The sequence below is a fragment of the Winogradskyella sp. SM1960 genome (genome assembly GCF_020179375.1).
Classification (GTDB): Bacteria; Bacteroidota; Bacteroidia; order Flavobacteriales; family Flavobacteriaceae; genus Winogradskyella; species Winogradskyella marina.
Map to the genome: position 1 here is coordinate 263,462 of NZ_JAICBG010000003.1, position 13,819 is coordinate 277,280.

The window sequence follows — 13,819 nt, forward strand, 5'->3', positions numbered from 1 at the left end:
TGAGAGTTAATAAACCTGTATTTTTATATTTGTTTTATTGTTAGCTATAAATTCTTGGTGTTTACTAAGGCTTAAATGTTATATATGAAAACAAAACTTTCCCTACTCCTTATTGGTCTTTTTACCCAAAGTCTATTCGCTTTTCAAAATACTACTAGTCACACAACACTGAAAAAAGTGGATAGCTTAGTATCAGAAAAAGCATACAAACAGGCTTATGAGGTTATAGAAGAATTGCAACAAAAAACACCCAAAATTAATGAGTTGTTTCACTTAATTCAAAGTAAACAATTTTACTGCAAAGGTCTTTTAGAAGAGGAGCAAGAAAAATATGCAAAAGCTATCGTTTTATATCAACAGGCGCAAGACGCTTTAGGGACATATGAAACTTCTGCTGAAGACACCTATAAAGTAACCTTGTTTAGCCGTATATACCATTCGTTAGCCTATTCGGGCAACTGGCAAGCTGCGCTAGAAAAAGGAACTGAGGGCTTGGCTTTTATGAATACAAGAGTAGATAAAGAAGTACAAGCAGATTACATTTACGACTTAGGATATATTAATGACCGCTTAAAGAATTACACCGACGCAATTGACCTATATCAACAATCTATTGCAAGTTATAAAACATTTGAAGCCGATAAAAATTTTGATTTAGGTTTGGCTTATAACAATTTAGCTACCGTTTATAAACATATAGGTTTTTTTTCTGAACGTCTAAAAAGCTATGAAAAAGCTAAAGAATATTGGGAAAAAGATAGAGATATTGACCCGTCATATCTTATAACCCTTTATGGGAACATGATGAAGATGTATATAGAATATGGTGATGCGAGTAAGGCAGAAGCGTTGTTTTCCACCTTAAATAAGCTGCCAAATACGAAGCGGCAAGTTGCCAATAGGGTTAGTAAATTTAGGTTAAGTGTAATTTATTATACCTTTTCTGAGCAGTTGACTAAAGCAGAACAGCAATTAGCGCAGTTCACGTCCTTTTTTTCTGCGTTATCTGCAAAAGAAAAACAACAATTCAGCCATCATTACTTAGCGACATTAATTGAGTTGGGCGATGCGTATGTTCTAGAAAAATTAGATCAAAATGCTAATGTAACACTCCAACGTGCCTTACAGATTTCACAAAAGTATCAACAACCCTACTATGAGATGCTAACCAATAGCAGTTTAGCAAAATTAGCGACTCAAAATAAGCAATATAAAGCAGCAATTACTTATCTAGATAAATCGTTGGATATAAACAATACCACGCCTATCGGAATGGTAAACGTAGTTAATATTTTGATTAAAAAGGGGAACTTGCAAGTGCAACTAAACCAGCTACAAGAGGCCAATAAAACCATACGTAAAGCTTTAACAGTTTTGGCTAAAAAAGAGGTGAACTCAGTAGAAGATATAACGATTGAAATTTTTGAACAGCACCACAGCTCTTTTTTTGTTATGGCAGTTAAAAATTCGGCAGCTTTTTACAAGGAAATGTTTTACAAAACCCAACAAGAAGCAGATGCTCAACAAGCCAAATATCTCTATGAGTTGGCTGCTGAAGTTTTTGGTTTGTACTATCAAAATGGGGAATATAATACCAACTTAAATTTTTATAATAAGGCTATTAATGAAGGTATTTATGAAATGCATCAAGCTTTAAAAATACCGTTGTCGGGAACGATACTTGCTAAGATAGAAGGTAATAATTCGCAAGTATTGAGAAATGAGTTTGAACGGAAGCATTTTCAATTTATAGCTGTAGAAGATAGTTTACTAGACCAACATAACTTATTGAAATTTCAGCTTGAAAATTTTCAGGAAAACAAAACTGAAAAGACAACACCACAAGAGCTTCAAGATGCAATAGCAAAAATAGATGCAACTTTAGCTGCCGAGCATCCATTTCTTCAGTCTTTTTATAAAGAAGAAATACGTCTGAAAAAGGTACAGAATCACCTTTCTGAAGATGAGTTGCTCATAAAATATTTTTTAGGTTTTGAGTTCGCTTATGCCATAGGTATTTCGAAGAATGGCGTTCAATTATTTCAGTTATCAGAAACAGACACACTAAAGGCAAAACTAGATAAATTTAATAGGGCTTTGCAAAACCCGCAAAAGAATACAGTGTCGCAGGCGCGGGAACTGTATTCGCAATTAATACAACCTTTGGAAGACGAGGTTGCTCGCTATAAAACCCTTACCATTATACCTGATGATGTTTTACATTATTTGCCGTTTGAAGTGCTTGAAAATAAGACTGCTTTACTTTTAAATTCGCATAAAATTCAATATGCAAATTCCTTGGCATTATGGTATTTTCTTAAGACAAACCCAAATCAATCTAAAGGCGATAAAAACTTACTCGTTGCATTTGCACCGCAATATGAATCAAATAATAACGATCAAGTAAATTTACGAGACCATAGGTTTAAAGAAATACAAGGAGCCAGAAATGAAGCTAAAAATATTTCAGCCACGTTTGAAGGCGATTTGTTTTTAGATGATAAAGCTTCCATTGACAACTTTATGAACCATACAAATGCCTATAAAATTTACCATTTGGCCATGCACGCTGTTTTAAATGAAAACGAGCATACCAAATCAAGTCTGGTTTTTCATAATAACGATTTCTTTAATTTCTCTGCGCTATACAACATGTATTTTCCTGCCGAGTTAGTGGTGTTGAGTGCCTGTAATACTGGTGTAGGTAAATTATCTAACGGTGAAGGCTTACTTAGTTTATCGCGAGCTTTAACGTATTCTGGAGTGCGATCGAGTGTCTATAGTTTATGGGCCGTCCCAGATGAAGAGACTTCAGAAATAATGGTGTCTTTTTATCACTATCTAAAAGGTGGGAAAGATAAAACGAAGGCTTTAGCTTATGCTAAAAGAGATTTTATGCAAAATAACCCTATGAAATCACACCCTTATTATTGGGCCGGTTTTGTTGTAAATGGTGATACCCTTCCCGTAGTAACAGGTAATGATAATTGGATAAAGTATATGCTGTTGGCTACTGGACTTATTTTGGGATTAGCTGCGTTTTTCTACAGACGTCATAAGCAAAGAGAAGCATCAATTTAAGGTTTCGATTAATTGTTGTGCAGACGCGCTTAATTGGCTTTCAGAGTGTGCAACTTTCGTAAGCCACTTTTCAGATTCTGATACGTTTTCCAGTTTCATATAACTCAATCCTAAATACCAAAAAGCAGGTATAGAAAAATTGCTTTCATTCGCCTCCCATGCATAACTTTCTAAAACAGTAATACCTTCAGAAATTTTATGGTTTGCCAAAAGGCTAACCCCTTCATAGAACTTAAAATAATCCTTTTCATTAGTCGCATAGAGCTCATGGAAAGTGATTGCAGCTTCGTTAAATTTTTTGTCGTCATAAAGGGCAAAAGCTGAACTTTCGGCACGCTCTAATGGCACATCACTTCGAGTGTTTAAATCTATGACGTTGGGATAAACCTCAAAATTTTCTGTATATAAGGTATGGTAATCATTGGATGTTGTATCAATAAAGAGCGAACCAATTGCAACAAAAATCGCAATCGCAGCAGCATATAAATACCATTGAGGTATGCCCGAGGGCTTTTTATCAAGGTTTTGTAATCTACCCTTTAAAACATCGTGCTTTTCTTGTGCAATGGCAGATTTAATGTTCAGTTCCTGATAAAACTCATTCCGCAATTCGGCATCGTCTTGCAAATAGTGTTGCAATTGCTCAAATTCTTTTTCAGAGAGTTGATGACTGAAGTATTTTTCTATTAACTCTTCCTTATTCATATCTTTTTCTCACTAATGCTTTCAGCTGTTTTAGGCATCTTGATTTTTGGCTTTTTAGCACATCTTTTGATGAGTACTTTAAAGTGCTTTGTATGTCGTCTAAGACCATACCTTTATAGTAATAGAGATCTAAAATTTGTTGACATTTATCTCCTAGTTCTTTCCAAGATTTTCGCAATACTAACTGTTGTTCGTCCGCTGTTTCTGTTTCAAAGACCTTCATTTCTTCAGAAACATGAATAATATTTTCTTCGTGATAAATCTTTTTACTCTTTTTTAAATGCTTGTAGATTTTAAACTTCCCAATAGCAAATAAATAGGTTTTTAAAGAACTACTTAAGCGTTCTAATTTTTGACTTTGGACATTTTCATATAAAGCTATAATAGTCTCCTGATAAAGATCTGAAATATCTTCTGAAGCGATAGAAAATGTACGAGCAAATAAAAAAAACTCTTCTTTATATGTAAGATAGATGCTATCTAAAGCCTTCAAATCATTTTGCTTAAGCTTATCAACTAAATACTGATCTTTAACCATTAATGCGTCATTGATGAAAAAGTAAACCTTACAAAGGTAAACTTTTTTAGTAGAGGCACATAATTAACCCGCTTGGCTTGTCTATAAGTTAAGGTGCGTATTAAAAAACTTTAATATTTTTTTCCTTTTCATGTTTACTTCTCTTTTCTAAAAGTATAAATAGGCAAACCTTAAATCAAAATTAGAATTATGAAAAGATATTTTAGAAAATCTTCTAGATTAGCAACGCTTGTGGTTACGGGACTAATGTTATTTGCATGTAGCAGCGACGACGACGCAGTTAATGACCAAGGCGATGACACATTAGTAGAGTTACCTCCCATTATGTTGGATTGTGACTATTTTAATGAAGACAGAGTGCTAACCAACGATTTACAACGTCCGTTAGATTATGTCATTAGTTGCTGGTCAAGTGTAGAGGGAAGCTTAAAAATTGAACCCGGTGTGGTAATTGCTTTTGAAAATCATGCTGGACTATATGTGAATCTCGATGATAATTTATTTGAAATAAAGGGAACTGCAACGGATCCAGTTATCTTAACGGGCACATCTGAGCAAAATGGCTATTGGCGAGGTGTATTTTTCGCTGATGCTCACAATCCCAATAACCTCATAGAGCATACTATAATTGAATATGCAGGCTCGCAGAACCTCACCACTACCTCTCCTATTTATGAAGGAAGTTTGGCACTAAGAGGAGTTTCGGGAACTGATCCTCAAGCACTAACACTAAACCATGTGGAAATAAGCCATGGTGGTAGTGTCGGATTAGACTATCACGGCGTTACTAAAGACTTTAATGTAGAGACTTCAAACTTAGTTATTACAGGAAATGCAGATGTACCGGTAAAAGTTACTGCAGAGATGGCTCATATTTTTAATAATACATCTTCGTATGCAGGTAACGCAAGAGACTTTCTAAATGTCACAACATCTTATTATGAGATTGAAGAGCAATCAGTTACATGGCAAAAATTAGACGTGCCATATTTGGTAGAGGGTAGGGTTCATGGTAAAAAAGATGGTCATTTAGTCATTGAGGCAGGTGTAGAGATGCTATTTAAACCTGGCGCATATTTACAATTTTCCCCGATGTTACCTACGCAAAGTACAAGCTTTAAAATACAAGGAACAGCGTCAGATCCGGTACACCTAAAACCTTATAATGACGAAAGTTGGGGAGGTATTTATTGGGGCTATACCGATGAAATGAGCAGTATTGACCATGCGATAATTGAAAAAGCAAAAGGAGATTTTCCAGTAGGCAATATCGAAAATACAGGAGCCATATATATGTGGGCAAAACCATATCTAACGGTGTCTAATACCATTTTTAAGGATTTGCAAAATTGTGCGTTCTATGACGGAACAGGTTACGATTTTGACAACGTCACCGTATCTAATGTTACGTTTGATAATGTAGCAGGAGAAATATATTGTTTACCAGAATAATGATATACGGTAAGCACTCCTATTCTAAACAAATCAGCGTAGTGCTTACCGTAAATTTAAATCAATCTTTTAATCCAATTTTAATATATAAAATCCTCAAAAGAGGCCAAAACTTAAAACCTATGAATTTTTTTAAACACACACCCATTTATGCATTACTTATAGTCGCATCACTTTTTATTTATTCTTGTAGTAAAGACGATGACGCCAATGGTAACAATAATTCAGATACCACTATAACGGTGAATGATGGTCGTATTGCTTTTGATGTATCAGATTTTGAAAACACCGCAATGGAAGGGGAGGTTGTCTATCACCTCAATAACCAATACAATATTAAATACCTTAAGATTTCACTTGATGAAGCCATTGTATTAGATGATAATATATGGAGAATCTCTATTGAACAAAACTCTAACGAAACATTGGCCTTACCAGAACCAGGTGAGTATCCCATTGTTCAAGGACTAACAAACACTTATAATCAAGATGCTTTTAATGCTACGATCTCTATGCATACAGATGAAATGACCGACTCAGGTACACATTTTGGTGGCAATAACTCCGAGATAAACGGTACGCTAACAATAGTAAGCAATACAGATGACGTCATTAAAGGTACGTTCAGTTTTGAGGCTTATAATCCTGAAGGAGAAAAAATCACTGTAACCAACGGACAATTTGTGGCACCAGAGAATTCTTTTTGGTAACGCTAAAACGGAAACGACCTCACAGAAAATAACAAGAAGAACATCGTAAGGTGGTACTACAAACGTTGCATCTACATACGTTTTTAGTTTGTGCTATGTGGGTAAGTAATTATACCGTTTTTTAAGCAAAACATAAACAACGCCAATAGTAGAGTCCGGGAACTTCACCAAACATAAAAAGAAAGATAAACGGCAGGCATTCCTGTGTTGAATTAGTCTATTGCTTGCCGGTTTTCTTCAAAATTTAAATAAAACTTAAAACCTATGAAAATCTTTAAACAAACATATTTTGTTACAACAATTTTAATTGTTTCACTTTTTCTTTTTTCTTGCAATAGTGATGACAATGGAAACAGTGATCCCAATCTAAGTTCTACAGAACACCATACCTACAACATCACTCTAGAAAACGGAGAAACATTTACAGGAGAACTACCAAAATATACGGGAGATACATTTTATTATGCTTCATTTATCAATACTGATGAAGATACAAATCAGAAGCATCTAGCTATACTACTTAATGAAACACAGAAAGTTAACTTAGGAGTAGCGTTTATTCTTGATACACAAAATCAACCCAATACAACGTTTAACCCTACGGGTATTAGAATTAAACCATGGAATTCAGAAAAAATTTATACAGCGCAACAATATTCAGCAACCTTAGAAAACTTTGAAGAACATTCTGTCAACGTTTATGGTGAGGATAATCAAATCGCTTCTTTTACACTTCACTTTGAAGGGACTTTCTCTAATTCTTTAAATGATGAAATCGTATCAGGTTCAGGAACCATTACGATTGCAGCACCTTAAAAACAGGCTTTTAATGTCACAAATCTTAATAAAAAATGGAAACTTTAAATAAAAACAGAAACATAATAAAGCTTTGTCTTTTGGTGTTTGCGATGGCCTCGTATAAGGGTGTTGCACAGTCGCCATATGAAAAGCAACTTATAGGGACTTGGGAAATTCAAGGGACATTAATGGGAGATAACGGCGAAGGCTGGTTGGCTCCCCATAAACAAGCGAACCCAGATTGTAAACCAAACCACAGCGTATTTACTGAAGAGCATGTTGCAAAAGAAGTAAGATATAATCAAGATTGTGAAGCCAAAGAAAACACTTTTGAGTGGGAGTTGAATGGGGATACTTTAACACTTTCTAAGGGAGACCGAAGTATAAATTGGCTTATACATAGTATAGAAGACGACAAAATGACTGTTGGTGTCCAAGTTCGGCCAAAATCAGAAAATCGAATGTACGTTGTATATAAAAAACAATAATTATATGAATTTTAGAATAAGAATACTACATATTATAGGTCTTACATTTTTGTCACTATCATTTGTTTTCGGTCAAAGTGTGATGAAATCGACTCAGTTTGACCTTGGATTTTCTCCTGAGTTTATTGACTTTTCATATGACGACCAATATATGATTGCCGAAAACGTAAATCGCTATTCAGTTTGGAATACAACGACCAATAGCAAGGTGTTAGAAGGCAGATATAAATTCAAAATTGGCCGCTTTTTAAATAAAGTAACTATCCCAACAGGAAGTGGCTATTTTCTCTTTGGCAACGAAGCGGTTTTTATGACTGTAGATTATCAGCATAAGAAAACAGAAATCAAGGCATTTAGCCTCAACGATGGTTCTCTAATTTGGGAAAGTGACCAATTAGATATTGGAGTTAGCGTAGCCGAAACGGTTATAAACGCGCACGCCACTGGAGCCGTAGGTGAGGGAGTGCATAAAACCACTACACGAGATGCAGCCTCTGGTGCCAATAACCTCTTTACCAAAGATCGCTTTCTTGATAGATTAATTAACTATATTCCTGAAAAAAATGCCATCATCATAAATGGAAAAAATGGCTTGAGTTTAATTGATATTCGAAAAGGAACCATCCTTTGGACACAAGAGAATTTTAAAGGAGGTATAGGCGAGGTATTATATAATGCCGAAACCGACAAGTTGCTAGCAATTACGATACCAGCAACGGAAGGAGGGTTAGACTTACTAACCACCACACCCGAAGTAGTGGCAGTAGATGGCAATTCAGGCAAACTAATGTGGACTGTAGAATATTCTGGAGACTTCATCCCTAACTATGCCACTGTTGTAGATAATACTTTAGTACTTCCGTATTTACAACTTACACTTATTGATTTACAGACCGGAAAAGAACGCGATGGCCATGTAAAAAAAGGCTTGTCTACTGCCCAAAATGTATCTAAAGGACTGAGAGGTTTAATGGCATTGGACAAAGCAGTAGGTGGAGATTTTGGCAATTCAAAGGAGACTTCAAATAAATACAATCGATTAATTCCTCGTCAACTTCATTTTAACGAAGATGGTAAACTGTGCTATTTTACAATGTTCAATAAAAAAGGCGTATGGGGAATTGGAGGTAAAAAAGGGTATATGATTATTGATATTCACCAAGATAAAATTGATACTCAGGTGCACAATGTGTTAGGGGCACAATGGACAACCCTTCAAGATGACATGTTCGAGGATATTTTTTATGTAAAAGCAAGAGGTAATTTAAATCGCACTATAATCAAAGCAATAGACGTACGTACCGGTGAAACTATTTTTGAAACTGATAAGGCTAAAAATAGCGCTGATATTTCTAAACAATTCAATCCATTTATGATTGATAAAAATAACAACCAACTAGTAGATATTGTATCCAAAGGAATCTATGTTTTTAATGCAAAAACAGGAGAAGAATTATCGTACCTCTCTACGAAAGACTTAGGAATAGGGACTATAAAATTTAGCGAGTTTTATCCTAATGGACTGCTTGTGTTTGGTACTAAAGGAGTAGGTTTAATAGACACTAGCGGAAATATAACCGGAACCATTTCTACTAAGAATTTAAAAAGTTTTGCTGCAACCGAAGATGAACTCTGGTTGTTAGAAAACAAGAAATTTAAGCGTGTAGATACTCAAAAGGGTAACATCCTAGAAGCGACTTCTTTCAATAAAACGGACCTTATATCTTTTAGCTCATCCGGAAAGAGCCTTGCGAGGTGTAAAGGAAACATTGTGGATGTTATAAGATAGATGGGTTTTAAAAGTCAATGGCGCTACAATTGTAATAGTCGCAAGGATCTAAAAAATTATAACCAATTAAGGTGTCAAAGCTAGGTTTCCTACAGCGCTTAAAAATAGGGATCAGTATTTGGAATCGAAATTAAACGAGCTGCCAATAAATCACAACTATAATCTTATAGTTTTAACTAAGGTCTTCCTGTAAAAAAAGAAATCTTAGGTGGTAACACCTTCATTTTGCGTATTTTTAAAGAAATTATAGCATAATGCTCGATTCCTTTTTTGAAAAAATATACCAACATCCTGCTATGAGTAAGGACGATTTAAAAACTAGTGCTCAAGCACATAAAAAAATCACATTTAAAAAAAAATGAGGTTGTTCTACAGGCAGGAAAAACGAGCAATGCCTATTACTTAATCGAAAAAGGGGTGTTTAGGTCGTATATTGTGGATTATAACGGAAATGAAATCACTACTGATTTTTTTGGCTCTAGCGACATTTTAATTGAAGTGGCATCTATATTCCTTCGAGTGCCATCAAAAGAGACATTGCAAGCACTTACGGATGGAGAAGTATGGGAAATTGATTTTAATACGTTTCAAAAACTGTTTACTTCCATTGTAGGATTTACAGAATGGGGCAGAATGTGGATGACGAGCCAACTTTTTGAAGCAAAAAATCGAGCCGTAAACATGCATACCCAAAGTGCCTCTCAGCGCTATTTAGAACTGATGAAAGTCAAACCTCAGGTTATTAAAGCAGTTCCGCTTAAATATATTGCGACCTATCTTGGTATTACAGACACCTCTTTGAGTAGAATTAGAAAAGAAATTTCAAGTTCGAAATAAAACTTGCCTTATGACAAGTTTTTAGTGCGCACATTTCTTGAAATTTGTGAGACTCATAATTAAAATTTGATTATCATGAAAAATCACAATCCTGTAGTATGGTTCGAAATTAATGTAAACGACCTTAATAGAGCTGCTACTTTTTATGAAGCCGTATTAGAAATAACCTTAGAAGATCTAAAAGATCCAACATCAGATGATTTAACGATGAAAAGCTTTCCTAGCGATATGGAAAATTACGGAGCTGCTGGAGCTTTGGTAAAAATGGAAGGCGCAGAGCCATCTGCCAATGGTAGTATGGTGTACTTTGGTTGTAAAGATTGTAAAGAGCCAGAGTCTCGCGTAGAAAAAAATGGAGGTAAAATTCTTCAATCAAAAATGGCTATAGGCGAACACGGTTTTATTTCTGTTGTTATGGATACCGAAGGAAATTCAATTGGTTTTCATTCATTGAAATAAAAAGAAAAGCACACGCGGAAAATTAGAATTGGTCCCATGTTTTTATGTTATAAGCTGCATCCCAAAACTGATATTCCATACGAGATGCGGTAATGAAGGCTTCAGTCATACTTTGTCGTATAGAGGGTGTTGTATTTGCGGCAGCTTTATCACATATAGTTATCGCATTTTTTACCGCTTTAGCAAAATCGTCTCCTCCATAGGTAGCAATCCATTCCTTAAAAGGATTATTCTCAGATTTATAATTGGTAATTATATAGTCTCCGACTTTTTTATATATCCAAAAACATGGTAGTGTTGCAGCCATGGCAACCTCAACAGGCTCTAGTGCTGCTGTGCTTTTTAGAAAATGAGTATAATGATGACAAGCAGGTTGTATGATTCCTTTATCCTCCAATCCAAAGGTTTCAAAATAAGATTCATGTAGGGCTTTTTCTACAACAAGAGCATTTTCCGCAAAGCGCAGATAGGCTAAAGTATCTTCAACAGTGTTGGCTTTAGAGCTAATTATGGCAAGGGCTCTTCCAAAATGCTCTAGATAATAGGAATCTTGTAGCATATAAAACTGAAATTTATCCAGGGGTAGACTGCCGTCTGCTAATTCGTTTACAAAGGGCATATCTATAATAGACTTAAAAATCTCATCAATAGATTGCCACGTGTTTTCAGACCATTTCATTCTTAATAAGTATTTGAGGGTTAAAAAAATGATTTAAAGGACCGTTGCCTTGTCCTGTTTTAGTGTCAGCACCGTGTTTTATAGCATTATAGACATATTGCTGTCCAAGAGCCACCGCTTCGTACATACTTTTTCCTATAGCGAGATATGAAGCTATGGCTGACGACAATGTGCAACCAGAACCATGAGTGTTGTGGGTTTTAATTTTATTAAATTCAAAAGAATGACTGGTATCCGATGCGTCTAAATACAGTGATGTAATCACCTCTGTTTGTTGATGACCACCTTTTAATAAAATATGTTTACAGTTTAATTTCTTTATACGTTCTCCGGCCAACGTCATATCGTTTAAGGTCTCTACGTTTACTTTTGAAAGAATAGCCGCTTCGTCCATGTTAGGGGTAATGAGGTCTGCCATAGGCAACAGCTTTTCAATGATGGTGCTTATTGTCTTTTCTTCAATAAGTCGATGCCCGCTTGTAGCGACCATCACAGGGTCAAATACAATAGGAATCCCTTTGTGTTTTTCCAATTTTTCTACAATAACCTCAACAAGTTCTGGGGTGTGTACCATACCAATTTTTATGGCATCTGGAACAATGTCTTCCATAATGGCGTTAAGTTGTTCGGCTACGGCTGCTATAGGTATAGAAAATATGTTTTTTACACCTTGAGTGTTTTGCACAGGCAAAGCCGTTAATACAGAGGTGGCATAACAGCCCAATGCGGAAATGGTTTTAATATCGGCTTGGATTCCTGCTCCGCCACTACCATCAAATCCGGCGATGGTTAATACAGATGGGTATTTATGAGTCTTCATCTTAAGATTTCAGTTTTTAATTCAAATGCGGCTTTTTGAGGGTCATGTGCATTGCATATAGCGGAAACCACGGCAACACAGTCCGCACCGGCTTCTATTATCGATTTTACATTGCCGAGGTTAATACTCCCTATCGCAACCAAAGGTTTATCTGTAAGTTGCTTAATGGTTCTAATACCGTCAAGTCCCCATTCGGTGACAGTATCCGTCTTGGTTGGTGTTCTAAAAACAGGACTAATGCCTAAGTAATCAGAAAAGGCCACTTGAGCGGTTTCAAGCTGCTTAAGATACTCTACAGAATAGCCTATATATTTGGAGGTAGACCATTGATTTCTAATTACTGAGGGATTCATATCCGTGTTACCGACATGTATACCTATGGCATCAACTTTTTGGGCAACTTCAAGATTATCGTTGATGATTAGGGGAATACGATACTTATCGGTTAATGCTTTTAATTGCGTGGCTTTATGAACAAACGTTTCCAGTGTATCATTCTTTTCCCTTAATTGAATAACATCTACACCTCCCAAAATAGCTTGCTCTGCTACATCTAGAAAATCTTGACCTTTGCAATCTGCTTGGGAAATAACGAGATAAAGTTGATATGGAAAAGTGGACGGTGTTTTCACGATATGGAAATGTTTAGATGAGCGTTAAACTCAGTTTCCGTGATAGTATAAAGCTTGTCCAATATATGCATTTGTAAACTGCCTGGACCTGAGGATTGTTTTTCAGAAAGCTCTCCCGCTATTCCTAGTAAAGCCATGGCAGCGGTAGTAGCTGCTGTCTTATCATTTACGGCGGCTGCAAAAGCGGCAATTAGTGCTGAAGCTGTGCAGCCCAAGCCAGTCACCTTAGTCATCATAGCATGGCCGTTCTTTAATAATATTTGCTTGTTAGCATCTAGAATGACATCTGTTTCGCCCGAAATACAAACTACAGAACCATACTGCTCCACCAATTTGCGTGCTTCATCAATGGCAGCATTACTCGAGGCGGTGCTGTCTACACCTTTGGTCGCAGCGGTGTTGGATTTTGATAAGGCTAAAATTTCAGATGCATTACCTCTAATTACCGTGGGGCGAAATTGTAATAATTGTTGAATTATTTCATCTCTGTATGGTGTCGCACCTGCACCTACCGGGTCAAGTACCCATGGCTTGTTAAGTGAATGGGCAGTTTCTGCAGCCATCAGCATGGCTTCAGACCAATATTCGTCTAATGTGCCGATATTAATTAATATAGCATTTGCAATGCCTGCCATATCTTTAATTTCAGCTTTAGCATGAGCCATAACAGGTGAAGCTCCTACAGCTAGCAATGCATTAGCGGTAGTATTCATTACCACGTAATTGGTGATGTTATGGACTAGAGGAGATTGTTTTTTAACCGATTGAATATGTTTCCAAAGTGATTTTTCCATTGTGATCTATTTTTTTTAAAATTAAAATAGCTTTAAG

The 13,819-nt window shown here is 35.9% G+C and carries 14 protein-coding genes; 8 read left to right on the top strand and 6 right to left on the bottom strand.

Annotated elements, in window-relative coordinates; translation table 11 throughout:
• Positions 1 to 84: 84 nt before the first annotated feature.
• Positions 85 to 3,081, top strand: coding sequence for a CHAT domain-containing protein (locus tag K1X16_RS09965; RefSeq protein ID WP_225035995.1), 2,997 nt, complete (start codon positions 85 to 87; stop codon positions 3,079 to 3,081).
• Here K1X16_RS09965 and K1X16_RS09970 read toward each other — a convergent pair.
• Both K1X16_RS09970 and K1X16_RS09975 read right to left on the bottom strand, forming a co-directional pair.
• A complete protein-coding gene (locus K1X16_RS09970; protein ID WP_225035996.1) occupies positions 3,073 to 3,786 on the bottom strand; it encodes a tetratricopeptide repeat protein in 714 nt (237 codons plus the stop codon). The two genes, K1X16_RS09965 and K1X16_RS09970, sit on opposite strands and share 9 nt — an antisense overlap.
• The gene (locus tag K1X16_RS09975; protein ID WP_225035997.1) at positions 3,779 to 4,324 is read right to left on the bottom strand and encodes an RNA polymerase sigma factor; all 546 of its coding nucleotides are present in this window, start codon (positions 4,322 to 4,324) and stop codon (positions 3,779 to 3,781) included. Before K1X16_RS09975 ends, K1X16_RS09970 begins: the two co-directional genes overlap by 8 nt.
• A gap of 189 nt (positions 4,325 to 4,513) precedes the next feature.
• On the opposite strand from K1X16_RS09975, the gene K1X16_RS09980 reads away from it, so the two are divergent.
• The 7 genes from K1X16_RS09980 to K1X16_RS10010 all read left to right on the top strand — a co-directional run bounded on the left by K1X16_RS09980 (position 4,514) and on the right by K1X16_RS10010 (position 10,857).
• Positions 4,514 to 5,776: a hypothetical protein gene (locus K1X16_RS09980; RefSeq protein ID WP_225035999.1), complete on the top strand. Its 1,263-nt coding sequence runs from the start codon at positions 4,514 to 4,516 to the stop codon at positions 5,774 to 5,776.
• Between the two features lie 122 nt (positions 5,777 to 5,898).
• The gene (locus K1X16_RS09985) at positions 5,899 to 6,486 is read left to right on the top strand and encodes a hypothetical protein (RefSeq protein ID WP_225036001.1); all 588 of its coding nucleotides are present in this window, start codon (positions 5,899 to 5,901) and stop codon (positions 6,484 to 6,486) included.
• A 264-nt stretch (positions 6,487 to 6,750) separates the two neighbouring features.
• Positions 6,751 to 7,302, top strand: a complete 552-nt coding sequence (locus tag K1X16_RS09990) for a hypothetical protein (RefSeq protein WP_225036004.1) — start codon at positions 6,751 to 6,753, stop codon at positions 7,300 to 7,302.
• Positions 7,303 to 7,337: 35 nt separating this feature from the next.
• The gene (locus tag K1X16_RS09995) at positions 7,338 to 7,772 is read left to right on the top strand and encodes a lipocalin family protein (RefSeq protein WP_225036006.1); all 435 of its coding nucleotides are present in this window, start codon (positions 7,338 to 7,340) and stop codon (positions 7,770 to 7,772) included.
• Between the two features lie 4 nt (positions 7,773 to 7,776).
• The gene (locus K1X16_RS10000) at positions 7,777 to 9,561 is read left to right on the top strand and encodes a PQQ-binding-like beta-propeller repeat protein (RefSeq protein WP_225036008.1); all 1,785 of its coding nucleotides are present in this window, start codon (positions 7,777 to 7,779) and stop codon (positions 9,559 to 9,561) included.
• A gap of 321 nt (positions 9,562 to 9,882) precedes the next feature.
• Complete coding sequence (locus K1X16_RS10005; protein WP_317196432.1) at positions 9,883 to 10,398, top strand: Crp/Fnr family transcriptional regulator; 516 nt, start codon at positions 9,883 to 9,885, stop codon at positions 10,396 to 10,398.
• A 75-nt stretch (positions 10,399 to 10,473) separates the two neighbouring features.
• Positions 10,474 to 10,857, top strand: a complete 384-nt coding sequence (locus K1X16_RS10010; RefSeq protein WP_225036010.1) for a VOC family protein — start codon at positions 10,474 to 10,476, stop codon at positions 10,855 to 10,857.
• 22 nt (positions 10,858 to 10,879) lie between these two features.
• On the opposite strand, the gene tenA is transcribed toward K1X16_RS10010, so the two are convergent.
• The 4 genes from tenA to thiM are packed head-to-tail and all read right to left on the bottom strand — an operon-like array spanning position 10,880 to position 13,782.
• The gene (tenA, locus tag K1X16_RS10015) at positions 10,880 to 11,536 is read right to left on the bottom strand and encodes a thiaminase II (RefSeq protein ID WP_225036012.1); all 657 of its coding nucleotides are present in this window, start codon (positions 11,534 to 11,536) and stop codon (positions 10,880 to 10,882) included.
• Positions 11,523 to 12,356 (bottom strand): bifunctional hydroxymethylpyrimidine kinase/phosphomethylpyrimidine kinase, encoded by an 834-nt coding sequence (gene thiD / locus K1X16_RS10020; protein ID WP_225036013.1) that lies wholly within the window; start codon positions 12,354 to 12,356, stop codon positions 11,523 to 11,525. Before thiD ends, tenA begins: the two co-directional genes overlap by 14 nt.
• Positions 12,353 to 12,988, bottom strand: a complete 636-nt coding sequence (gene thiE, locus K1X16_RS10025; protein WP_225036014.1) for a thiamine phosphate synthase — start codon at positions 12,986 to 12,988, stop codon at positions 12,353 to 12,355. Before thiE ends, thiD begins: the two co-directional genes overlap by 4 nt.
• Positions 12,985 to 13,782 carry a hydroxyethylthiazole kinase gene (gene thiM / locus K1X16_RS10030; RefSeq protein WP_225036016.1) on the bottom strand — a complete coding sequence of 266 codons (798 nt, stop codon included), beginning with the start codon at positions 13,780 to 13,782 and terminating at the stop codon, positions 12,985 to 12,987. Before thiM ends, thiE begins: the two co-directional genes overlap by 4 nt.
• Positions 13,783 to 13,819: the final 37 nt, after the last annotated feature.

Bases quoted from the DNA above. Each gene is read 5' to 3' on its own strand.
- K1X16_RS10010 (WP_225036010.1), top strand. From the start codon at position 10,474: ATGAAAAATCACAATCCTGTAGTATGGTTCGAAATTAATGTAAACGAC.
- tenA (WP_225036012.1), bottom strand. From the start codon at position 11,536: ATGAAATGGTCTGAAAACACGTGGCAATCTATTGATGAGATTTTTAAG.
- K1X16_RS09965 (WP_225035995.1), top strand. From the start codon at position 85: ATGAAAACAAAACTTTCCCTACTCCTTATTGGTCTTTTTACCCAAAGT.
- K1X16_RS09985 (WP_225036001.1), top strand. From the start codon at position 5,899: ATGAATTTTTTTAAACACACACCCATTTATGCATTACTTATAGTCGCA.
- K1X16_RS09995 (WP_225036006.1), top strand. From the start codon at position 7,338: ATGGAAACTTTAAATAAAAACAGAAACATAATAAAGCTTTGTCTTTTG.
- thiM (WP_225036016.1), bottom strand. From the start codon at position 13,782: ATGGAAAAATCACTTTGGAAACATATTCAATCGGTTAAAAAACAATCT.
- K1X16_RS09990 (WP_225036004.1), top strand. From the start codon at position 6,751: ATGAAAATCTTTAAACAAACATATTTTGTTACAACAATTTTAATTGTT.
- thiD (WP_225036013.1), bottom strand. From the start codon at position 12,356: ATGAAGACTCATAAATACCCATCTGTATTAACCATCGCCGGATTTGAT.
- K1X16_RS09980 (WP_225035999.1), top strand. From the start codon at position 4,514: ATGAAAAGATATTTTAGAAAATCTTCTAGATTAGCAACGCTTGTGGTT.
- K1X16_RS09975 (WP_225035997.1), bottom strand. From the start codon at position 4,324: ATGGTTAAAGATCAGTATTTAGTTGATAAGCTTAAGCAAAATGATTTG.
- K1X16_RS10000 (WP_225036008.1), top strand. From the start codon at position 7,777: ATGAATTTTAGAATAAGAATACTACATATTATAGGTCTTACATTTTTG.
- K1X16_RS09970 (WP_225035996.1), bottom strand. From the start codon at position 3,786: ATGAATAAGGAAGAGTTAATAGAAAAATACTTCAGTCATCAACTCTCT.